Genomic DNA, 20,687 nt, shown 5'->3' on the forward strand with positions numbered 1-20,687 from the left:
GGACATGCCAGCGCCGGGGTCCACTCCGGATCCGGAGGAGCGGACCGCGCACGTTCCCTCCGGGCCGTCACGGGCACCCGGGTGGCCCGTCACCGGCTCGGCGGGCGGGAGGACGAGCGGCGACGACAGGGGCGCCCGGGACATGAAGTCCCGGGCGCCCCGGCCGATGTGCGTGCCCGTCAGGAGAGGAACTTGTAGCCGCTCCACCCGGTCGCGATCTTCGTGCGGGAGCCGAAGGATCCCTTGCCGTCGCCGCTGTTGCGGTACAGGTTTCCGCTGCTGTCGCGGGAGACCAGATCGGCCTTGCCGTCGTCGGTGATGTCGCCGACGCCGACGACGGCGTTGTAGGAGCCGCCCCAGTCGCCGAACAGCTTCACGCGGGCGGCGAAGGTGCCGTCCCCCTTGCCGTGGTAGCGGTAGAGGGTGTTGGAGGTGTCCTGGGCGAGCAGGTCGCCGATGCCGTCGCCGTCGAGGTCGCCGGCGCCGACGATCTTCTTGTAGCCCTTCCAGTTGTCGTAGAGCTTCACGCGGGTGGCGAGCTTGCCGTCGCTCGTGCCCTTGTACAGGTAGACGGTCCCGGTCGACGCGGTGCGCGCGATGAGGTCCGGGCGGCCGTCGCCGGTCATGTCGCCGGGAGAGGTCAGGACGTCGTACTGCGTCCAGCCGCTCGTGGCGAGCGTCGTGTACGACGTCGTCGGCTTGACGGCGGCGTTGCAGCCCGGCTTGTACAGGCGCAGGGCCCCGCTGCTCAGGCGTACGAGGACGTCGTTGCAGCGGTCGCCGTTCATGTCGCCGAAGGGGACCGCCTTGATGGAGGTGGCCCAGCCGGTGCCGGTGGTCTTGCTGCCGAAGGTGCCCTTTCCGGTGCCCTGCTGGACGGTCAGTCCGCCGGAGGAGTTCAGGGTGAGCAGGTCACCCCTGCCGTCCGGGCCGTCGACGCTGCCGAAGTCGTGGCGTACCGCGGCTCCCCTGAGCAGAAAGCCCTCGCCGGACGTCACCGTGACCGGGGCCGAGGTGCCCAGGCCGGTCGCCTTCAGCGTCCAGGTGAACTCACCGTTGGGGAAGTGGACGCCGCCGGAGGTCTTGCCGTTCCAGTTCGCGGAGAGCCGGGCGGGGACCGCGCCGCCGGTGAGCGTACGGGTGGCCCTGCCGGTCGCACCGCTCTGCACCGAGGTGAAGGTCAGCGACCAGGAGGTGACCGGGCGGGACAGCTGCCAGTCGCCGGTCCAGGCGGTGGAGGCGCCCGGCTCGACGTAGCCGCCGGCCTCGCTGCGGAAGGCGGTCGTCGCGGACGGCGTGATGCCGGTGGTGGCGACGTGCGTCTGCTGGAACGTGTCGATCCAGGCGACCAGACCCGTGTACTCGTCGACGGTCCACCGGTAGCGGCGGTCCGTGGCCGGACCGGTGCCCGGGACGTCCGAGGTGATCACGCGGGTGGCTCCGGTGGACGCCTCGGTCAGCACGAGCTGCGCGGTGGCGTGGTCGTGCCGCACGGTGAACCCGTCGCCGAGCAGCACGTCACCGGGCTGCACGGCCTTCGAGGTACCGGCCTTGGTGTCGTACACACCGGCCGAGGCCGACTGGCACGACCAGTACACCCAGCGGCCCGCCGCCTGGAGTTCGCTCGGCACACAGCCGAGGCCCGGGACCGTGACGGTGGAGAGGGTCTTCTCCTCGGCCAGGCTGTATGAGGTGAGCTTGCCGGTGGTGGAGGTGGCGCTCCACAACGTCGAGCCGTTCAGGGCCGCGGCCCGGACCGAGCGCTTCAGCTGCTGGCCGTAGCCGAACTCGCCGATGTACTGCATCGGGGTCGAGCCACCGGAGTTGTAGACGGCGTAGCCGTCGGAGACGTCGACGACGGAGCCGCCCGTGGTGCCGAACTGCAGCGTGTCGTTGGACCATTCGTCGCCGATGGCGACCAGCCGGTCGGCGTTCTCCAGTCCGCTGCCCCCCTCGTCACCGTCGTAGAAGGTGTCGAGGTAGACGTCCTCGGGAGCCGTGCCGCTGTTGCCCCACATCGCGGCACAGGTGGTGCCCGGGTACGGGCACACGGGCTGCACCGAGTCGCCGGTCCTGGGCGCGGACGCGGTCAGTTCGGTGCTGCCGTTCGTCGTGAGCGTGCGCACGGTCGTGGTGTCCGAGGTGCTGCTCGTGCTGTCCTCCGCCACGCGCAGGCTGCCGCGGCTGAGCGCCAGGCCCGTCTTGGCGTTCTCGTACGGCACCACCTTGCGCACCTTCTCCAGCCGCGGGGTGCCGTCGGCGGAGAGGCCGACGCGCTGGACCCACCAGTCCGCCGCGCCGGTGCCGCCGGTGACGAGGGCGTCGCCCTCGGGGGTGGCCAGCGGGTTCCCGTAGGACCGGGTCAGCAGCGTCTTCTCGGTGCCGTCGGTCAGGGACACGGCCGTGACGCCGGCCCCGGACACACCGAGGACCAGCCAGTCGCCGACGACGACGGGGACGGGCGAGCCGGCGATCTCCTTGCCCGCCACCGGGACGGTCTCCTCGGCGAGGAGGTCGCCGCGCGGCTTGAGGTGCAGTCCGGCGGACTCCGTGTACCAGCCGACGTGGTCGTCGGTGAGCACCGGTTCCGGGGAGGCGTCCAGGCCGGTGAAGACCGGTGTGAGCTGCGCGGTCGCGAAGTCGAGGTAGCTGACGGTGTACGACTCGACGTCGCCGTTGCCGTCGTGGATCGCGTAGGCCAGGAGGAAGCCGTTCTCGTCGCCGGTGCGCGCGGCGCTCACGTTCCACGAACCCTCGGCCGGGTAGCCGTCGACCACGCGGTCGCGCTGCTTGCCGTCGATGAGGTCCACGAGGTGCAGCCAGTAGCCGTCGAGCTGTTCGCCGTCGACGACGCCGTTCCGCTCGACCGTGACGAGCGTGTCCCCGTAGGTGCCCACGTAGTCGGCCGACTGGCTCAGGTCGACGGTCCGCAGCGCGCTGCCGTCCGGGCTCCACAGGGACACCGGGTCGCCGTAGGAGGCGTGCGGCAGGGCCACGGTGTCGGCGGCCTGCCCGTACATGCCCGAGGCGCAGCGCAGCTGGATGTCCCAGCAGGTGGTGGTGGTCGGCTTGTAGACGCCGGTCGGCCCCTGCACGGTGACGGTGGTGCCGTCCTCGTAGTTCGTCCACAGCAGGCCCGCGACCCCGGCCTGACGGTGCAGGAACCCGGTCCTGCCCGCGGAGAGCAGCCGGTCGGAGCGCGGGGTGTCGCTGCTCGGATCGTCCAGCAGGATCTCTGTCGTCCCCGCCGATCCGGCCACCGCGGTGGCCGACGCGCTGCCGGCGCCGTCCGGAGTGCCGGCGAACAGGGTGATGGTGCCGGCCGCCAAGGCGACCGCGAGTGTGGAGACGAGGGCGGCCGGGCCGCGCCGTCTCGGGGCGTGTCTGCCCACGTGAACTGTTCCCTCCCCGCGAGGGCCCCCGCCCTCGCACAAGTGTGCGGATGCTAGCAAGGGCCGACGGGGTCCTCGCGGGGAGGCGCCGTACAGGCGCAGGCGGGCCGGGACCGGCCCGCCCGCCGGGCGGTGCTACTTCGCCACGAACTGGGTGAGGATCGCCTGGACCTCGTAGATGTCGACGCCCTTGGTGAACGTCTTCTCGATGGGCGCCGCAGTGCCCGAGACCCAGATCTTGAGTTCGGCGTCGAGATCGAAGGTGCCGGCCGTCTCCACCGCGAAGTGGGTGACGCTGCGGTACGGGATGGAGTGGTACTCCACCTTCTTGCCGGTGATGCCCTGCTTGTCGACGAGGAGCAGTCGGCGGTCGGTGAACAGGATGGTGTCGCGTATCAGCTGGTACGCGGCGTGGACCTGCTCGTTCTGGCCGAGCAGGCGTGCGAAGTCCTGCTGTGCCGACGCCGGGTCGACGGTGTGCGCGTTTCCGAAGAGCGCCATGGATGAACCCCCCACTCAGTGGACGCACTCGTCCACTCGTGTCCCAGTGAGCCAATGGCTTCACATGATCTTCGCAATGTATACCGCCCGAAGGAGACGCAGGCACAGAGGAGGAGGGGGTTCCGTTTGTCCTGCTCCGGGAATGCGGAAGGCCCGGGAACTGCTCGTTCCCGGGCCTGGGCCCACCGGCCGCCGCTGCTACTCCGGGGCGCCGCCGAAGCGCTCCTTGTACGTCTCCAGGTCCTCGTCCGTGAGCTTGGCGAAGAGGACCGGCGGGACGGTGAACGGGGTACCCGCGGGCACCGAGTCGAGGGACTTCGCCTCGTCCTGGGTCACCCACGCCGCCGTGTCGTCCTGGAGGGCGAACGCCGTGCGCATGGCCTTGGAGGAGGCCGGGATGAAGGGCTCGGAGACCACCGAGTACAGGTGGATCAGGTTCATCGCCGTGCGCAGGGTCAGTGCCGCGCCCTCCGGGTCGGTCTTGATCTCCAGCCAGGGGGCCTTCTCCTCCAGGTAGGAGTTGCCGGCCGACCACAGGGCGCGCAGCGCGGCCGCCGCCTTGCGGAACTGGAGGGCCTCCATCTGGGTCTCGTACTCGGCCAGCAGGCCCGCGATCTCCTCGCCGAGCTTCGCCTCCGCCGCACCGGCCGCGGCGCCCGCCGGGACCTCCTCGCCGAAGCGCTTCTTCGAGAAGGACAGCACGCGGTTGACGAAGTTGCCGAGGGTGTCGGCGAGGTCCTTGTTGACCGTGGCCGTGAAGTGCTCCCAGGTGAACGACGAGTCGTCCGACTCCGGGGCGTTGGCGATCAGGAAGTAGCGCCAGTAGTCGGCGGGCAGGATCTCCAGGGCCTGGTCGGTGAAGACGCCCCGCTTCTGCGACGTGGAGAACTTCCCGCCGTAGTACGTCAGCCAGTTGAACGCCTTGACGTAGTCGACCTTCTTCCACGGCTCGCGCACGCCCAGCTCGGTGGCCGGGAACATGACGGTGTGGAAGGGCACGTTGTCCTTCGCCATGAACTCCGTGTAGCGCACGGTGGTGTCCACGTCGTACCACCACGACTTCCAGTCGCGGTTCTCCGGGTCCTGGTCCGCCCACTCCTTCGTCGCACCGATGTACTCGATCGGGGCGTCGAACCAGACGTAGAAGACCTTGCCCTCCGCCGCGAGCTCGGGCCAGGTGTCGGCCGGGACCGGCACGCCCCAGTCCAGGTCACGGGTGATCGCCCGGTCGTGCAGGCCCTCGTTCAGCCACTTGCGGGCGATGGAGGAGGCCAGCTGCGGCCAGTCGGCCTCGTGACGGGACACCCACTCCTCGACCTCGTGCTGGAGCTTGGACTGGAGGAGGAAGAGGTGCTTCGTCTCCCGGACCTCCAGGTCCGTCGAGCCGGAGATCGCCGAGCGCGGGTTGATCAGGTCGGTCGGGTCCAGGACACGCGTGCAGTTCTCGCACTGGTCGCCCCGCGCCTTGTCGTAGCCGCAGTGCGGGCAGGTGCCCTCCACATAGCGGTCCGGCAGGAAGCGGCCGTCCGCAGGCGAGTACACCTGGCGGATCGCGCGCTCCTCGATGAAGCCGTTCTCGTTCAGGCGGCGGGCGAAGTGCTGGGTGATGTCGCGGTTCTCCGCGCTGGAGCTGCGGCCGAAGTAGTCGAAGGCCAGCTCGAAGCCGTCGTACACCGCCTTCTGCGCGTCGTGCGCCTGCGCGCAGAACTCGTCGACCGGCAGGCCCTGCTCCTTCGCGGCCAGCTCGGCCGGGGTGCCGTGCTCGTCCGTCGCGCAGATGTACAGGACGTCGTGGCCGCGCTGGCGGAGGTACCGGGAGTACACGTCCGCCGGGAGCATGGACCCCACCATGTTGCCCAGGTGCTTGATCCCGTTGATGTACGGAAGGGCGCTGGTGATGAGGTGTCGAGCCATCGCGGGCTGCTCCCAAGTCGCTACGCGGAGTGACGTCCGTCGCTTTTCGGGTCGGCGGGTCGTCTTCTGTGAACCTTGAAATCGTAGCCGACATGGGTGGGCCGCCCGCTTCCCGTTTTGAGGGGTGGGAAGCGGGCGGCCTGGTGTCCGGGGGCGTGGAGGGCTACGGCCGCCAGTTCTCCAGTACGCCGTCGTAGAGCTCGGCGTCCGTCAGCTCGCGCGGGGCCGGGCCCGCGTGGAAGAAGGCCGTGTTCCCGGTCTTCAGCTTGCGGAGGTAGTCGAAGGCCTTGTTGTCGTGCTCGCCGAACGCCACGAAGGAGAAGAACACGGAAGGGTGGTCCTTCGCCGCCTCGGTGAGGGACTGGGTGGCCGGGGTCTTCGCGTCCGGAGCGCCGTCCGTCTGGAAGATCACCAGGGCGGGGAGCGGGGTGCCGGCGTCCGAGCCGTGCTTCTCGTGCTGGGAGAGCACTTCCTGCACCGCCGCGTGGTAGCTCGTGCGGCCCATGCGGCCCAGGGCCGCGTGCAGCTCGTCGACCTTGTTCTCGTGCTCGGCGAGGGTCAGTTCGCCGGTGCCGTCCAGCTCCGTGGAGAAGAACACCACGTGGACCGTCGACTCCGGGTCCAGGTGGGCGGCGAGGGCGAGGGCCTGCTCGCCGAGGGCCTGGGCGGAGCCGTCCTTGTAGTACCCGCGCATCGACGCGGAGCGGTCGAGGACGAGGTAGACGCGGGCTCGGGTGCCGGTGAGGTCCCGCTTCCCGAGGGCGGTGCCTGCCTCGTTGTACGCGGCGGTGAGGGCCGGGGCCTCGGCCCTGACGCGGGGCGCCGTGGCGGCGGGCTCGGACCCGGTCTGCGGCTCCGGGTCGGCTGCAGGTGCCTCTGCCGCGGGCTCCGCCTCTGTCGCGGGGGTCGGCTGCTCCTCGGCCGTGGGGGACGGGGCCGGCGTTGCGGGCTGGGCGGCCTCGGCTTCGCCTTCGGCCTCGTCGTTCCCACCCGCACCACCCGTGCCGGCATCCTGCTCGGGTGCGGGTCGGGCCTGTGGGGTCTTCTCGCCGTCGGCGGCCGCGGCCACGGGTTCCGGCGTCGCTTCGGCGACCGGCTCGGCCGCAGCCGCCGGTTCCGGAGCCGACTCCGGCTCGGCCTCGGTCTCCGCCTCGACCTCGGCCTCCGCCGCGGCGACCGGCTCGGCCTCGGTCTCCGCCTCGACCTCGGCCTCCGCCGCGGCGACCGCCTCGGGCTCGACCTCGACTTCCGCCTCCGGCTCCGCCGCGGCGACCGCCTCGGGCTCGACTGCGGGTCCCGCTTCCGCGACCGCCTCGGGCTCGGCAGCCGCCTCGGGCTCGGTCGCGGGCTCCGGCTCGGTGGTCGGCTCGGCTTCGGCCACCGGCTCGGGCTCGACGGCGGGCGTCGCTTCGGCCGCGGGTTCGGTCGCAGCGACCGGCTCCGGTTCGGCTGCGGGCTCTGCCTCGGTGGTCGGCTCGGCTTCGGCCGCCGGTTCCGGCGTCGGCTCCGGCTCCGGCTCGGCCTTGACCTCGGCCGCCGGCTCGGCAACGGGCGTCGCTTCGGCGACCGGCGCGGCCTCGGCCGTCGCCTCGGGCTCCGCGGCAGGCTTCGTCTCGGCCACCGGCTCGGGCTCGACCTCGGCCACCGGCTCCGGCTCTGCCGCAGGCTTCGCCTCGGCCACCGGCTTCGGCTCGGGGGACGGTTCCGGCTGAGGTGTCGGCTGGGACTGCTTCGGGACCGTCACGTTGTCGAAGGCCGCCGAGACCAGGTCGTCCACCACGGAGGGCTCGGGCTCGGAGGCCGGGGCCGGAATCCTCGGCTCGGCGGCCTCCTGGGCGGGGGCGGGGGCCGGCTCGGGCTCCTGGGTGGGGGCCGGGACGGCCGGAGCCGAGGCCTCTCGCGAGGTCTCCGCGTCGGCGTCACGACCCTTGCGTGAGCGGCCGAACGCATTCCGCAGGAGAGTGAGAATGCCCATGTGCGCAACCCTTCGCGTGAGTTGATCCCGTCAATCCCTGGCCAGGACGGACACGTAAGGTTAGCGGCCGCGACTGGCGATCTTGGGCAGGGGCGGACAGCTGCCGGAGCGCCGTGTCAACACCCCTGTGGCTCCCGCAGGTTCACTCTTCGTTCATGCGGTCGCCGCGTTCCTGCACACACGCCCCCTTAGCGTCACGCTCACACCAAGGGTTCGTATGGGGAGAGTAAAGTGCGCAGATCTCTGCCGTTGATCGCAACGCCCGGCTCGCATCCGGGCGGCCGGTCCGCGATGACCTGCCGGTTCCGCTGTGGTGACGCCTGCTTCCACGAGGTGCCCAACACCAGCGGCAACGCGTACGTCGGCGACGTGATCGCCGGTGCGCTCAGCCGCCGCTCGGTGATGCGGGCCGCGGCCGTCGTCACCGTGGCCACGGCGACCGGCGCGGCCGTCGTCGGCACCGGAGCCCCGCAGGCCGCCGCGGCGCCGGATGTTTCGGCGCACAAGGGCGAAAAAGGGGCGCGCGGGCTGCGTTTCGCGCCGGTCGCGCCCAACGCCGAGGACGCCGTGACGATCCCCGACGGGTACCGGCAGAACGTCGTCATCCGCTGGGGAGAGCCCATCCTGCGTGGTGCTCCCGCCTTCGACCCCGAGAACCAGACCGCCGCGGCCCAGGCCGGCCAGTTCGGCTACAACAACGACTTCCTGGCCCTCCTGCCGCTGCCCGGCGAGCGGGGCCGCCGGCTCCTCGTCGCCAACCACGAGTACACCGACGAGATCCTGATGTTCCGCGGGTACGACGCGGAGAACCCGACCCGCGAGCAGGCCGAGATCGCCTGGGCCGCGCATGGACTGTCCGCCGTCGTCGTGGAGGGCGACCACCGCACCGGCAGGCTGACGGCCGTCCCCCGGCACCACCTCAACCGCCGGGTCACCGCGACCACCGAGTTCCGGCTCACCGGCCCGGCCGCGGGCTCGGACCTGCTGAAGACCTCCGCCGACCCGACCGGCCGCAAGGTCCTCGGCACGCTCAACAACTGCTCGGGCGGCACCACCCCCTGGGGCACCACGCTGCACGGCGAGGAGAACTTCAACCAGTACTTCGCCAACGGCTCCCGCGCCACCGACAAGCGGTACGGGATCGGCACGGGCGCCACCGAACGCAAGTGGGAGCGTTTCGACAAGCGCTTCGACATCGCCCAGGAGCCGAACGAGGTGCACCGGTTCGGCTACGTCGTGGAGTTCGACCCGTACGACCCGACCTCCACTCCGCGCAAGCGCACCGCGCTCGGACGCTTCAAGCACGAGGCGGCGACCGTGCGGCTGACGGAGGACGGCCGTCCCGTCGTCTACACCGGTGACGACGAGCGCTTCGACTACTTCTACAAGTTCGTCGGCAGCAAGCGGATGCGCCGGGGCGGCTCCCGGGCCGACCGCGAGCACAACCTCTCCCTCCTCGACGAGGGCACGCTGTACGTCGCCCGGCTCACCGGCGACTCCCCGGCCGCCGACGTCGACGGCAGCGGGAAGCTCCCCGCGGACGGCGAGTTCGACGGCAGCGGCGAGTGGATCCCGCTGGCGACCGCGACGGCGCGCGGTGCCGTCTCGCACGTCGACGGGATGACGGCCGAGGAGGTCTTCGTCTTCACCCGGCTCGCCGGTGACAAGGTCGGCGCCACCAAGATGGACCGGCCCGAGGACATCCAGCCCTCCCCGCACACCGGCAAGGTGTACGTCGTACTGACGAACAACACCAACCGTGGCAAGGCGGGCTCCGCGCCCGCCGACGAGGCCAACCCGCGCAACGCCAACAAGCACGGCCACATCCTGGAGCTGACCGAGGCCCGGGGCCGCGCCGACAGCACGCGTTTCGGCTGGTCGCTGTTCCTCGTCGCGGGCGACCCGGCGGACCCCGCCACGTACTTCGCGGGCTTCCCGAAGGACCGGGTCAGCCCGATCTCGTGCCCGGACAACGTGGCGTTCGACCCGCACGGCAATCTGTGGATCTCTACCGACGGCAACCAGCTCGGCTCGCACGACGGCCTGTTCGGGGTGGCGACCAGGGGTGACCGGCGCGGTGAGCTGAAGCAGTTCCTGACGGTCCCGACCGGCGCGGAGACCTGCGGCCCGCTCGTCCAGGACCGGCGCGTGCTGGTCGCCGTCCAGCACCCGGGCGAGGTAGACGGCGCGTCCGTCGAGAAGCCGGCGAGCGTCTGGCCCGACGGTCCCGGGAAGATCGTCCGCCCGGCGGTCGTGGCCGTGTGGCGCGCGGACGGATGCGACATCGGGATCTGAGGGACGCCCCGGTGAATCCGGGGGCCGGGTGGCGTATCGGGCCGCCGCCGGTCGCCTGTGCGGTCGGCGGCGGTTTCGCGGAGACGGTCGCTCCGGGGCGTCGGCGGGGTCCGCGGAGACCGTCCGTCAGGGCGTCGGGACGACAGTCTCCGTCCCGGTGGCTTCCAGCCATTCCCGGTACGCGGGTGCCTGCCGCGCGGCCTCCCAGTACGCCTCCTCCAGTTCGGGGCAGACGGCCTCCAGGTCCGCCTGCGTGCGCGCCGCGAGCAGCAGCCGTACGCCGAGGGGGTCGCCCGCGAGCGGGCGTACGGCCGTCTCGGGGCGGGACTGGGAGGTCGGCTGGCAGACCGTGACGACCTCGCCGGTCGCGACGAGGGTCGCGGCCGTGTGGTAGTCGCCGTGCAGGACGCGGGGGTTGAGTCCGGCCGTGCGCAGCATGCGGTGCACGGCGTCCCATTCGCCGTCCACCGTCGGGTCCACCATCCACCGGTCCTCGGCCAGTTCCGACAGCTGGACGACGGGGTGCGCGGCGGCCGGGTGGTCGGTCGGCAGGGAGACGAACTGGGGCTCGCGCTCGACCAGGACGCGCAGCCGCAGGCCCTCCGGGACGCGCAGCGGGGAGCCCTCGACCTCGTGCACGAAGGCGACGTCGAGCTGGCCGTCCGCGACCATGCGGAGCAGAGCGTTCGGGGAGACGTCCATCTGCAGGAGCGTCTCCTGCTGCCGGGCGCGCAGCCGGCGCAGCCAGCCCGCGAGCGCGCGGCTGGCGGTGGAGCCGATCCGGAGCTGGGGGCCGTCCGCGGCGGCGGCGCGCGCCTCGGCGACCAGGGCACGCATTTCGGCCACCAGTGGGCGGGCGCGGCCCAGGACGATCCGGCCGAGCGGGGTGGGCCGGCAGCCGGTGCGTGCGCGCAGGAACAGCGCGCCGCCGAGCTCCTGCTCGATGCGCCGCAGCTGTGTGCTCAACGAGGGCTGGGCGACGCCGAGTTGGCGGGCGGCGCGGTGCAGGCTGCCGGTGTCGGCGATGGCGCACAGTGCGCGGAGGTGCCTGACCTCAAGCTCCATGCCGTCGGAGCCTAAAGCGGAATCAAAGCTTTCACCAGACGCACAAAACCGCTCCGAAATGGGCGAGTTGGGTGATCGAGTACGGGCTGATAGCTCCGGACTATCGCCACTTGCCATCATCACAGCCGCCCCACGGGCATCGACACTCGCCGATGACGACTTCACCCCCCACACAAGGAGTCATCAATGCGCATGTCCGCATTCGCCCGGGCGACCGCTGTCGGAATCGGTCTGGTGACCGCGTCCGCCGTCTCCCCGCAGCTCGCCTCGGCGAGCGTCCCCGCCGCCCGGAACACCGCCTCCGCGCAGGCAGGCCACACGGTGTCCGCGTACGCGGGTTCGTCCGAGGAGGCCAAGGCCAACCAGGCGTTCTTCGAGGCGGTCGTCAGGTCGGTGGCCGAGAAGCGTGCCGCGCACCCGGGCGCCGCGGCCGTCACCGTCGTCTACGACCCCTCCGGCGCCCCGACGTTCAGCGCGCAGATAGCCCGCAGCGCCCAGATATGGAACGGCGCGGTGGCGAACGTGAAACTCCAGTCGGGCTCGAACGCCGACTTCTCCTACCGCGAGGGCAACGACTCCCGCGGCTCGTACGCCTCCACCGACGGCCACGGCGGCGGCTATGTGTTCCTCGACTACGCGCAGAACCAGGAGTACGACTCCACGCGCGTGACCGCGCACGAGACGGGCCACGTCCTCGGTCTGCCCGACCACTACGAGGGCCCGTGCAGCGAGCTGATGTCGGGCGGCGGTCCCGGCCCGTCCTGCACCAACTCGAACCCCGACGCCAACGAGCGCGCCCGCGTGGACCAGCTCTGGGCGAACGGTTTCGCGAAGGCGCTGGACAAGGCACTCGCCCATGAGAAGGCGCTGGGCAAGGCGCACGCCCGCTAGTTCCGCATCAGCAGACCAGACCCACCCCCCACGGGTGCGGGCCGCCCCCTGCACGGGCGGCCCGCGCTGCTGTCTGCACCCGGGCGCGCTCCCGCCGTGGCGGCCCGCGCCCGGTCAGTGGGGCGAGGCGATCGCCCGCGCCGCCGCGACCTCCTGGCGCAGCGGTTCGAGCACGCTGTCCGGGGGGCCGGTCAGGTCCGTGCGGACGGCGACGAGGACCTCGGTCTCCCGCAGCCCCGCCGACAGCTCCCGCAGCTGGAGCACGACCTGGGAGATCTCGGCGGCGGACGGCTCCGCCTCGCCCTGTCTGACCCGGACGCGCGCCGCGGTCGTCGCGTCGACGATCCGTTCGACGGCGACGACGAGCGGCCACCACGCGGCGGCACGGCGCCCGGTGGGCGGCGGTTCGGTCAGGGCGCGCTGGAACTCCGTACGGACGGCGGACAGATCGCGGTACAGGCGGCGGCGCCGGCGGGCGCGGTCGGCGGGATCGGGGTCGCCGCCGAACGCGCGCTCCACGTACGTGGCCGTGTCGGTCACCGCGTCGGCGAGCCGGTCGCCGACCCGGGTGTGCCAGCTCTCCGGCCACAGCAGATACCCGGCGACCAGCGCGATCGCGCACCCGATGAGGGAGTCCATCAGGCGCGGGGCGATGAGGCCCGTCCCCTGGTGGTTGAGGGTGTCGGACAGCAGCAGGATCACCGGGGTGATGGCGGCGGTCTGGTAGCCGTAGCCGCGCGGGGTCAGCGCCGGGACGAGCGGTGCGAGGAGCATCATGACTGCCACGTCCCACCAGCCGCGCGGCACCACTGTGAGGACCGCGGCCGCGACGACGAGGCCGGCCACCGTGCCCAGCGCGCGCAGCAGCGCCCGGGAGAAGACGGACCCGAAGTCGGGCTTCATGACGAAGGTGATGGTGAGCGCGATCCAGTAGGAGCGCGGCACCGGGACGATCGAGACGAGCACCTGCCCGAGGCTGATGCACAGGGCCAGGCGCAGGCCGTAGCGCCAGGACGCGGCGGACAGGACGACCTCGCGGGCGGCCCGTCCGGCCCGGACGCGCAGGGCGGCGGGCCGGCCGAGACGGTCGTCGGCAAGGGCCCGGTCGGGAGCCTGGTCGGTCGCCACGTCGGCGGCGTGGCGCAGGGCGTGGTCGACGGCGCGGGCGGCCTCGTTGGTGGGCTCGGGGAGCCGGAGCGCCAGGGGCCTGGAGCGGCCGGCGGCGACGGCGTCGGCGAGGCGGTCCGCGGCCTCGGGGATCTCGGCGGGCAGCGGCTCGCCCTGCTGGTGGGCGGCGGGGGCGGCCTCGATGATCGGGGTGACGGCGTTCAGCTGGGCGAGCAGCCGGACGAGGTCGGGGCTGCGGCCGTGGTGGAAGGCGCGTCGGGCGAGGACGAGGTCGTAGGACTGGTTGAGGGACTGGGTGACGGCGAAGCGGGCCTCCTCGTAGCCGGCGGTCCCGCTCGCGGCGAGCAGGTCCGCGACCGTCCGGTAGGTGCTCACGACGGCGGCCCGCTCCGGTACGCCCGACCGCAGCGGCCAGGCGAGCAGGGCCAGCAGGAGGACGAGGAGCGCGCCGCCGGACATCAGCAGGGGTGCGAGCCACCACGGTCCGGGGAGCGGAAGTCCGGCGCCGATCACGCAGTTGAGGAGGAGCAGCAGACCGGACACGGAGGCCACGGCGCCGATCGTGGAGATCATCCCGGAGATCAGCCCGACCGCGGTGACGGCGACGACGGCGGTCCAGCCGTGCCCGAACACGAGCGCGCCGACCGTGACGCCGACCGCGCCGAAGAGCTGCGGCACGGCGATGTTGAGGATGCGCATGCGGTAGGCGTCCGCGGTGTCGCCGATGACCCCGGACAGCGCACCCATGGAGGCGAGGGCCCCGTAGTCCGCCCGCCCGGTGGCGATGCCGACGGCGAGCGGCAGGGAGATGGCGACGGAGGCGCGGGCGGCGGCGGCCCGGTTGACGGACGCCTTCTGCGGTTGGAGGTTCCTGACCAGCCAGTCGGGAGGAGTGAGGCCGATGGGGAACTCGCGGGACATGTCCCCATTATGAGGGCCGGTTCGTCCGTCCTTCGGCCCGTTCGCGCTGGTGGGGGCCACCCCGGACGCCACGTGTGCCGGGGTGGTGCTCAGCGGTGCCGGTGGAGGGTGAGGTCGACGACCAGGGCGCGGTGGTCGGTGCCGGTGATCCGGGGGAAGACCGCCGCGTTCGCCGAGAAGTCCTGGGACACGAGCACGTGGTCGATCTGTGCGCCGAGCGTCGGCGTGGTCCTGGCGGGCCAGCTCGGGGTGCGCGGGTCTCCCGCGAGGCGGGCGCCGTCGCGCAGCCCGGTGTCGAGGATGCGGCGGAACGCGGCGTGGTCCTGGGAGGCGTTGAAGTCCCCGGCGACGACGGTGGGACCGTCACCGGCCGCCGCGTAGTCGCGCAGCTCGCCGAGCTCGCGCCGCCAGATGCCGAGCTGGCCGGGGAGCGGAGGCATCGGGTGGGCGAGCTGGAGCCGTACGTCGTGCCCGCGCACGTCGGCGACCGCCCCGGGCATGCCCATGGTGCCCCGCACGCCGTCCGCGGCCTTCAGCGGGAACCGGCTCATGATGACCGAGCCGTCGGACCCCGCCCCCTCGACGGCCTGCCGGTACGGGTAGTCCCCTCCGTTGCCTCCGAAGGCGTCCCGCAGGGCCCGGGAGCACACGTGCTCGCACTCCTCCACGAACAGGATGTCGGGCTTCTGCCGCCGTACGGCGCCGATGAGCGCGTCGGTGCCCCGCCCGAACTGCACGTTGGAGGTCATCACCCGCAGTTCCGCCAGCGGTGTCCCGCCGGGCTCGCTCGTCCTGCCGTACGGCTCGGCGTACCAGACGACGGTCCCGAGCACGACCACGCCCCACACCATCCCGATGCGCCAGCGCGCGAGCAGCGCGAGCAGGAGCCCGAGTGCGGTGGGGGCGAGCAGCCAGGGCAGGAACGCCAGCAGCTGCGGCACGGGGGTGATCCCGTCGCTGTCGGCCGCCCGGCATCCGACGACGGCACTCACCGTGGCCAGCAGCAGCCCGGACGCCCAGGCGGCGGCCCGGCGCCCGGTCCGGCGCGTGCCTCCGGCCGCCCGGGGGTCCGTCCACTCAGCCGTCGCAGTGTCCACGTCCCGGCCTTCCCTCGTCCGCGTGGGTGCCCGAATCCTCCCTCAAAGACGGGGTGCCGCGGTGCAGAGTTGCCCGGAAGGTCCGCTCAGGCGGTCTTGGCGGTCCTGGGCGAGTCGCCTCCCGTCGCCAGCGCCCACATCACGAACACCGCGATGCCGATGGCGATGACGGACCAGACGGGCTCGTAGGGCAGGAACATGAAGTACTCGATCATGTAGAGCGCGGCGACGGCGATGCCGACGGCGCGCGCCCACTCGTGGCCCTTCAGGACGCCCCAGCCGGTGATCGCGACGATCACGCCGATGACGAGGTGGATCCAGCCCCAGGTGGTGAGGTTGAACTCGTAGACGTAGGTGCCGATGCGGGCGTACACGTCGTCCCTGGCGATGCCCGTGATGCCGATGAGGATGCCCAGGATTCCGCCGACCAGCATCAGGACGCCGGCGAAGAGGGTGCCTCCCGAGTGCCATCCCGAGCCGCGGGGCGTTCGGCCGGCCGTGCCCGGGGCGGGCTCGGGGCTGAGGGGCGCGGTGTTCTGGGACATGGGGCCTCCTCGGGGCCTGGAGTGTCACTCGCAGGTTCGCCCCGGGGGACGGGAGCCGCATGCCCCGCTGGGCCGGACGGGTGACGATCCGGGTCCCGCGCCGGGCCGGTCCCCGCGGTGCGGAAGACCTCGCGCGGGCCCGTCCCGAACAGGGACGGCCAGGCCTCGCCGGTACGGCCCCGCCCCGGCTCCCCCGCCTCGTCGGTTCAGTCGTCGATCCGTGCCAGGAAGTCCGCGAGCGCGCCGTTGAACTCCTCGGGCCGCTCCAGGTTCGGCAGGTGCGCTGCCGAGCCGATCACGTGGAGCGCGGAGTCGGGGAGCGCCGCGTGCATCGCCTCGGCATCGGAGACGGGGGTGAATTCGTCGTCGGCGCCCACCACGACCAGCGCCGGGACGGTGACGCGGGTCAGCAGTTCGCGGTAGTCGGGGCGCTCGGCCCGGCCGCGCAGGGCCGCCGCCGCTCCCTCGGGCGGCGTCGACACCATCATGCGGTGCACATGTGCCGCCACCTCGGCCTCGGCGTACGGGGCGACCATCTTGTACAGCACCTCGTCCGCGTATCCGCGCATGCCCTCGCGCAGCAGCCGGTCCGCCGTCGCGTTGCGGGTCATCCTGCCCTCGGGGGTCTCGGCGGCGGGGAAGGTGTCCGCGAGGACGAGCCCCCGGACGCGCTCCGGGAACGTCCGGTAGCACTCCATGACGATCTGGCCGCCCATGGAGAGTCCGCCCAGGACGAACGTGGCGATGCCCAGCTCGTCCAGAAGTGACGCGATGTCCTCGGCGAACGTGGACAGGGGAGTGAGGGCGGGATCTCCGGGAAATCCGGGTTCCGACGGGGACGCGCCGTAGCCGCGCAGATCGGGGACGACGACCCGGCGGGAGGGGGAGAAGGCCGCGATCTGCGGGGCCCACATGGTGCGGTCGAAGGGGTGGCCGTGGATCAGGACGAGAGGCGCCGCCGAGGAGGCGCCCCCTTTGTCCTCGTAAGCGAGGAAGGGTGCCATGACCACGACCCTAGGCGCGGCCAACTCCTCGGTGCAATAAGATCTTTGCTCTCGGTGCAATGTGGAGGGGACGCATGGAGGACTACCGGCGCATCGCCGACCGCATCGCCGCCGACATCACGGCCGGCCGGCTCAAGCCCGGCGAACGGCTGCCCCCGCAGCGGGCGTTCGCCCGCCGGCGCGGGATCGCCGGGTCGACGGCCGGGCGGGTGTACGCCGAACTCGTCCGGCGCGGACTGGTCGTCGGCGAGGTCGGGCGCGGCACCTTCGTACGGGCCTCCCCCGCACCCTCGGGCCGCGCGCTCGCCGAGCCCGCCACCACTGCCCGGGTCAACCTGGAGCTCAACTACCCTTCCGCGCCGGGCCAGTCGGAGCTCCTCGCCGACGGGCTCGCCCCGCTGCTGCGCCCCGACGTGCTCACCGACGCACTGCGCACGGCCCCCGCCACCGGCACCGCCGCCGTCCGCGAGGCCGCCGCGGCACTCCTCGCCACCCCGGGCTGGCACCCGGCACCGGACCGGCTGGCCTTCGCCGGCAACGCCCGTCAGGCCATCGCCGCCGCACTCGCCACCCTGGTGCGCCCCGGGGGCCGCGTCGGCGTCGAGTACCTGACCTACCCCCTGGTCAAGGAGATCGCGGAGCGCCTCGGCATCACCCTGGTCCCGCTGGCCATGGACGACGAAGGCCTGCGCGCGGAGGCGATCGCGACCGCCCACCGCTCCGCGCCGCTGTCCGCCGTGTACGTCCAGCCGACCCTGCACAACCCGACGTCGGTGACGGCGGGCGGGGAGCGACGCCGTCAGCTCGCGGCGGCGGCACGGGACATGGACCTCCCCCTGATCGAGGACCGCATCTGGTCCTTCCTGCACGACGGCTCCCCCGACCCGCTCGCCGCCCACGCCCCCGAGCGGACCTACGTCGTCGACGGCCTCTCCAAGCGGGTCGCCCCGGGTCTGACGGCCGGCTTCCTCGTCGCACCGCGGGGGCGCGTCGGGCAGGTGGCCGCGGCCCTCCGCTCGGGCGGGTGGACCGCGAGCCGGTTCGCCCTGGAGGCGGCCGTGCGCTGGATCGGCGACGGCACGGTGGACCGTCTGGTGCGCGCCAAGCGGGCGGACGCGGCGAGCCGTCAGCGGCTCGCGGCCGAACATCTCGCGGGCTTCGCCGTGCGCGCCGACCCGCAGGCGTACTACCTCTGGTGGGAACTGCCGTCCCCGTGGCGGGCGGACACCTTCGCCGCCGCGGCGGCGGAGCGGGGCATCGCGCTCACCCCGGGGCCCGCCTTCACGGTCCCGGTGCTCGGTCCGCGGGCCGAGGACTGTGTCAGGCTCGGACTCGCCTCGACCGCTCCGAGGGAGCTTGCGGGGGCGTTGCGGACGCTCGCCGGTATCGCGCGTACACACCCGTGAGCCCCGCGGCCAGCGCGACGGCGAGGCCGAGGGCGAGGAGCAGCCAGGACACCAGCCGGAGCGTCTCCGTGAGCGCGTCGTACACCGCGCCCGCGGCCAGCGGTGACACGTCGGGCGGGAGGTCGGCGAGGGTCATCCGGCGGCCCACGGCGATCGCCGCACCGAGCAGCGCGGCGCCCAGCGCGGTGCCCAGCCCGGTCGCCAGAAGCGCCCGGCGGCGGCGCACCGCCACGAGGATGCCCGCGAGGGCGAACGCGACGGCGCCCACCGGCAGCCAGAACGCGGCGACTTCGAGCACGCGGAACCCCTTTCGCAAGTGGGCCAGGTCCTCGGCCTCGAGCACGGTGACCTCGGTGTGCTCGACGGGGATACGGTTCGCCAACGGCATGTGGTCGTCGGCGAGTCTGCGTTTGACCTGCTCGGTGACGGGCGCGAGGTCGACGGTCACCGGCCCCGCGCGATCGTCGCGCAGCGCCCGCATCACGGCGTCGTGCGCGGCCATGTTCGCGGCCTCCCACGCCGTGCGGTACGCATCGGTCTCGGTGAACGAGAGCACCGCGTCCCGCACGAAGTGGTTCACCGGCCCCTGCAACCGCGCCCGTACATGGACCTCGCGCAGGATGCCGTCCGTGACACCGGCGGCGATCGCGTCCCGCACGTCGCTGTCGGCGGCGAGCGGTGCCACCGTGGCCCGGTACCGGCCGGGGTCGCCGAGCCCGTACATCGCCCAGGTGGACAGCGCGCCGAGCGGCGCGAGCAGACAGGCGAGGAGGATCAGCACGGCCGACAGGGAGCTCCGGACACGTTGGGACACTCCTCCAGGCAAGTCCTCCCGGACGCGTCGCGCGAGCCGTTTGCCGCCAAATGGGCGTATACGGCAAGCCGAAGGGGGCTCCGCGCGGTCACCCGACGCCGGCCTTCGCCCACGCGGCCGCGCGAGCCCCGCTTGCACCCTCGTGAACCCCGGGGGACACAAGGCCCCCGGGCGCTCCGGTGGAGGCCTCACCCGAACGGGTGTTTCCTGGGAGAGGAGAAGGAGGCCGGCATGCGCGACACCCGGGCCCTGCGGGTTCCCCCCGCAGCCGCCGTCTGCCGCGGCCCCGTTCACGGGCGGCCTCCCGACCGTCGCGGCGGGCAGCACGGCGGCCGCTCCGGACCGTGGAGCCGGACAGGACCATCTACGGCTCCACCACGGGCTCCTGGGACCGGGGTCCCAGGGGGTAGGTGAGTGAGTGAGGGAGACGCACGAGACCCCGGCTGCTGCCGGGGCCTCGTGCGCCGTGCATGGTCGGGACGCGTGGGCGGTGTGTTCGTCGGACGGACCGTCACGCCGTCATCCGACGCGGTGTCCCGCCGCGTCCTCGTGCGTGTAGTAGCGGTAGAAGGCCCCGAAGAACACGCCGGCCCCGGCCACCAGGCCCATCAGCGACGACGACAACACCGACGCGCCGCTCTGGCTGAAGAGGAATCCGACCGCGCAGCCCGCGAACGCGCCCCACACCACGGCGTGCAGTTCCCGCTTCATCAGCGGTGCCAGCTTGCTCACGCCCATGAGGAGCGCCGCGAACACGATGGCGCACACGAACCCGAACAGGACGTTCCAGCCGGTGATCGGGCCGCCGTAGCGGGTGATGGCCGCGGCCCAGTAGCCGTAGACGAGCCCGAGCGCGGCGGGCACCGCCCACCGTGCGATCGCGTGGGTGCGCTCCCCGAAGACGTCGGGGGTGCGCGGTGTCCCTGAGGCGGGTGACACAGGTGCCGCTTGAGCCATGGGAACACTCCTCTCTCTCCTCGCCCCTGCCTTCCAGAGCACACCCCGCCCCGGTGCCTGGCAAGTCGGAGGACGGCCTTCGCGACCACCTGTTTCGCCGGGATGCGGGCCTCCCGGGCGCGTGCTTCGCTGAGCTGCATGAAGCTCGTACTTTTCGGTGCCACCGGGATGGTCGGCAGCCGTATCGCCGCCGAGGCGTCCGCGCGCGGGCACCGCGTCGTGGCCGTGAGCCGTTCCGGACAGTCCCCGATCCCGGGGGTCACGGCGACGGCTGCCGACGCCTCGGACCCGGTGAAGGTGGCCGAGCTGGCGGCGGGCGCGGACGCGGTGGTCTCCGCCTGTGTGCCGCCGCGGGACGGATCGGAGGCCCGCGAGCCCTTCCTCGCGATCAACAGGGCGCTGGTGGAGGGGGCCCGCGCGGCCGGAGTCCGGCGGCTCGTGGTCGTCGGTGGCGCCGGCAGCCTGGAGACCCCCGAGGGCCGGGCGATCGTCGACGAGCCCGGCTTCCCCGAGGCCTACCTCTCCGAGGCACTCGCCCACCGCGACGTGCTCGACTTCTACCGCGCTCTGGACGACGACGCCGTCGACTGGACGTACGTCTCCCCCGCCGCGGAGATCGCCCCCGGTGAACGCACCGGCACCTTCCGTGTCGGCGGCGACCGGCTGCTCACCGACGACCACGGCAACAGCCGGATCAGCGCGGAGGACTACGCGATCGCCGTCGTCGACGAGCTGGAGAAGGACGCCCACCCGCGCGCCCGGATGTCGGTCGCGTACTGATC

At 72.7% G+C, this 20,687-nt stretch carries 15 protein-coding genes; 4 read left to right on the top strand and 11 right to left on the bottom strand.

The window, feature by feature from the left end:
• Positions 1-179: 179 nt before the first annotated feature.
• From ACZ4IF_RS11140 to ACZ4IF_RS11155, 4 genes are all read right to left on the bottom strand, one after another.
• Positions 180-3,392, bottom strand: coding sequence for an FG-GAP repeat domain-containing protein (locus ACZ4IF_RS11140; protein WP_467561578.1), 3,213 nt, complete (start codon positions 3,390-3,392; stop codon positions 180-182).
• Positions 3,393-3,527: 135 nt separating this feature from the next.
• Complete coding sequence (locus ACZ4IF_RS11145) at positions 3,528-3,893, bottom strand: PH domain-containing protein (protein WP_028799306.1); 366 nt, start codon at positions 3,891-3,893, stop codon at positions 3,528-3,530.
• A gap of 198 nt (positions 3,894-4,091) precedes the next feature.
• Positions 4,092-5,807, bottom strand: coding sequence for a methionine--tRNA ligase (gene metG / locus ACZ4IF_RS11150; RefSeq protein ID WP_467561580.1), 1,716 nt, complete (start codon positions 5,805-5,807; stop codon positions 4,092-4,094).
• Positions 5,808-5,970: 163 nt separating this feature from the next.
• A complete protein-coding gene (locus ACZ4IF_RS11155; RefSeq protein WP_467561582.1) occupies positions 5,971-7,782 on the bottom strand; it encodes a VWA domain-containing protein in 1,812 nt (603 codons plus the stop codon).
• Between the two features lie 231 nt (positions 7,783-8,013).
• On the opposite strand from ACZ4IF_RS11155, the gene ACZ4IF_RS11160 reads away from it, so the two are divergent.
• Positions 8,014-10,077 (top strand): PhoX family protein, encoded by a 2,064-nt coding sequence (locus tag ACZ4IF_RS11160; RefSeq protein WP_467561584.1) that lies wholly within the window; start codon positions 8,014-8,016, stop codon positions 10,075-10,077.
• A 126-nt stretch (positions 10,078-10,203) separates the two neighbouring features.
• Here ACZ4IF_RS11160 and ACZ4IF_RS11165 read toward each other — a convergent pair whose 3' ends face one another.
• Positions 10,204-11,142: a LysR family transcriptional regulator gene (locus tag ACZ4IF_RS11165; protein WP_359489155.1), complete on the bottom strand. Its 939-nt coding sequence runs from the start codon at positions 11,140-11,142 to the stop codon at positions 10,204-10,206.
• A 186-nt stretch (positions 11,143-11,328) separates the two neighbouring features.
• Here ACZ4IF_RS11165 and snpA point away from each other — a divergent pair, with 186 nt between their 5' ends.
• A complete protein-coding gene (gene snpA / locus ACZ4IF_RS11170; RefSeq protein ID WP_467561586.1) occupies positions 11,329-12,033 on the top strand; it encodes a snapalysin in 705 nt (234 codons plus the stop codon).
• 114 nt (positions 12,034-12,147) lie between these two features.
• Here the strand turns inward: snpA and ACZ4IF_RS11175 are convergent, their stop codons facing one another.
• From ACZ4IF_RS11175 to ACZ4IF_RS11190, 4 genes are all read right to left on the bottom strand, one after another.
• Positions 12,148-14,082, bottom strand: a complete 1,935-nt coding sequence (locus ACZ4IF_RS11175; RefSeq protein ID WP_467561588.1) for an FUSC family protein — start codon at positions 14,080-14,082, stop codon at positions 12,148-12,150.
• Positions 14,083-14,171: 89 nt separating this feature from the next.
• Positions 14,172-15,179, bottom strand: a complete 1,008-nt coding sequence (locus ACZ4IF_RS11180) for an endonuclease/exonuclease/phosphatase family protein (RefSeq protein ID WP_467561590.1) — start codon at positions 15,177-15,179, stop codon at positions 14,172-14,174.
• An 86-nt stretch (positions 15,180-15,265) separates the two neighbouring features.
• On the bottom strand, positions 15,266-15,724 hold the full coding sequence (locus tag ACZ4IF_RS11185; RefSeq protein WP_467561592.1) for a DUF7144 family membrane protein: 459 nt from the start codon (positions 15,722-15,724) through the stop codon (positions 15,266-15,268).
• A 206-nt stretch (positions 15,725-15,930) separates the two neighbouring features.
• Positions 15,931-16,728: an alpha/beta fold hydrolase gene (locus ACZ4IF_RS11190; RefSeq protein WP_467561594.1), complete on the bottom strand. Its 798-nt coding sequence runs from the start codon at positions 16,726-16,728 to the stop codon at positions 15,931-15,933.
• A gap of 74 nt (positions 16,729-16,802) precedes the next feature.
• On the opposite strand from ACZ4IF_RS11190, the gene ACZ4IF_RS11195 reads away from it, so the two are divergent.
• Positions 16,803-18,134: an aminotransferase-like domain-containing protein gene (locus tag ACZ4IF_RS11195; protein ID WP_467561596.1), complete on the top strand. Its 1,332-nt coding sequence runs from the start codon at positions 16,803-16,805 to the stop codon at positions 18,132-18,134.
• Here ACZ4IF_RS11195 and ACZ4IF_RS11200 read toward each other — a convergent pair.
• Together ACZ4IF_RS11200 and ACZ4IF_RS11205 are read right to left on the bottom strand one after the other, a co-directional pair.
• Positions 18,049-18,948, bottom strand: a complete 900-nt coding sequence (locus ACZ4IF_RS11200; RefSeq protein ID WP_467561598.1) for a hypothetical protein — start codon at positions 18,946-18,948, stop codon at positions 18,049-18,051. The genes ACZ4IF_RS11195 and ACZ4IF_RS11200 overlap by 86 nt on opposite strands.
• A gap of 519 nt (positions 18,949-19,467) precedes the next feature.
• Positions 19,468-19,905: a hypothetical protein gene (locus ACZ4IF_RS11205; protein WP_467561600.1), complete on the bottom strand. Its 438-nt coding sequence runs from the start codon at positions 19,903-19,905 to the stop codon at positions 19,468-19,470.
• 138 nt (positions 19,906-20,043) lie between these two features.
• Between ACZ4IF_RS11205 and ACZ4IF_RS11210 the strand changes: the two genes are divergently transcribed.
• The gene (locus ACZ4IF_RS11210) at positions 20,044-20,685 is read left to right on the top strand and encodes an NAD(P)-dependent oxidoreductase (RefSeq protein ID WP_467561602.1); all 642 of its coding nucleotides are present in this window, start codon (positions 20,044-20,046) and stop codon (positions 20,683-20,685) included.
• Positions 20,686-20,687: the final 2 nt, after the last annotated feature.

This window comes from Streptomyces sp. NPDC025784 (assembly GCF_055558435.1).

Bases quoted from the DNA above. Each gene is read 5' to 3' on its own strand.
- ACZ4IF_RS11145 (WP_028799306.1), bottom strand. From the start codon at position 3,893: ATGGCGCTCTTCGGAAACGCGCACACCGTCGACCCGGCGTCGGCACAG.
- metG (WP_467561580.1), bottom strand. From the start codon at position 5,807: ATGGCTCGACACCTCATCACCAGCGCCCTTCCGTACATCAACGGGATC.
- ACZ4IF_RS11155 (WP_467561582.1), bottom strand. From the start codon at position 7,782: ATGGGCATTCTCACTCTCCTGCGGAATGCGTTCGGCCGCTCACGCAAG.
- ACZ4IF_RS11165 (WP_359489155.1), bottom strand. From the start codon at position 11,142: ATGGAGCTTGAGGTCAGGCACCTCCGCGCACTGTGCGCCATCGCCGAC.
- snpA (WP_467561586.1), top strand. From the start codon at position 11,329: ATGCGCATGTCCGCATTCGCCCGGGCGACCGCTGTCGGAATCGGTCTG.
- ACZ4IF_RS11175 (WP_467561588.1), bottom strand. From the start codon at position 14,082: ATGTCCCGCGAGTTCCCCATCGGCCTCACTCCTCCCGACTGGCTGGTC.
- ACZ4IF_RS11185 (WP_467561592.1), bottom strand. From the start codon at position 15,724: ATGTCCCAGAACACCGCGCCCCTCAGCCCCGAGCCCGCCCCGGGCACG.
- ACZ4IF_RS11190 (WP_467561594.1), bottom strand. From the start codon at position 16,728: ATGGCACCCTTCCTCGCTTACGAGGACAAAGGGGGCGCCTCCTCGGCG.
- ACZ4IF_RS11195 (WP_467561596.1), top strand. From the start codon at position 16,803: ATGGAGGACTACCGGCGCATCGCCGACCGCATCGCCGCCGACATCACG.
- ACZ4IF_RS11205 (WP_467561600.1), bottom strand. From the start codon at position 19,905: ATGGCTCAAGCGGCACCTGTGTCACCCGCCTCAGGGACACCGCGCACC.
- ACZ4IF_RS11210 (WP_467561602.1), top strand. From the start codon at position 20,044: ATGAAGCTCGTACTTTTCGGTGCCACCGGGATGGTCGGCAGCCGTATC.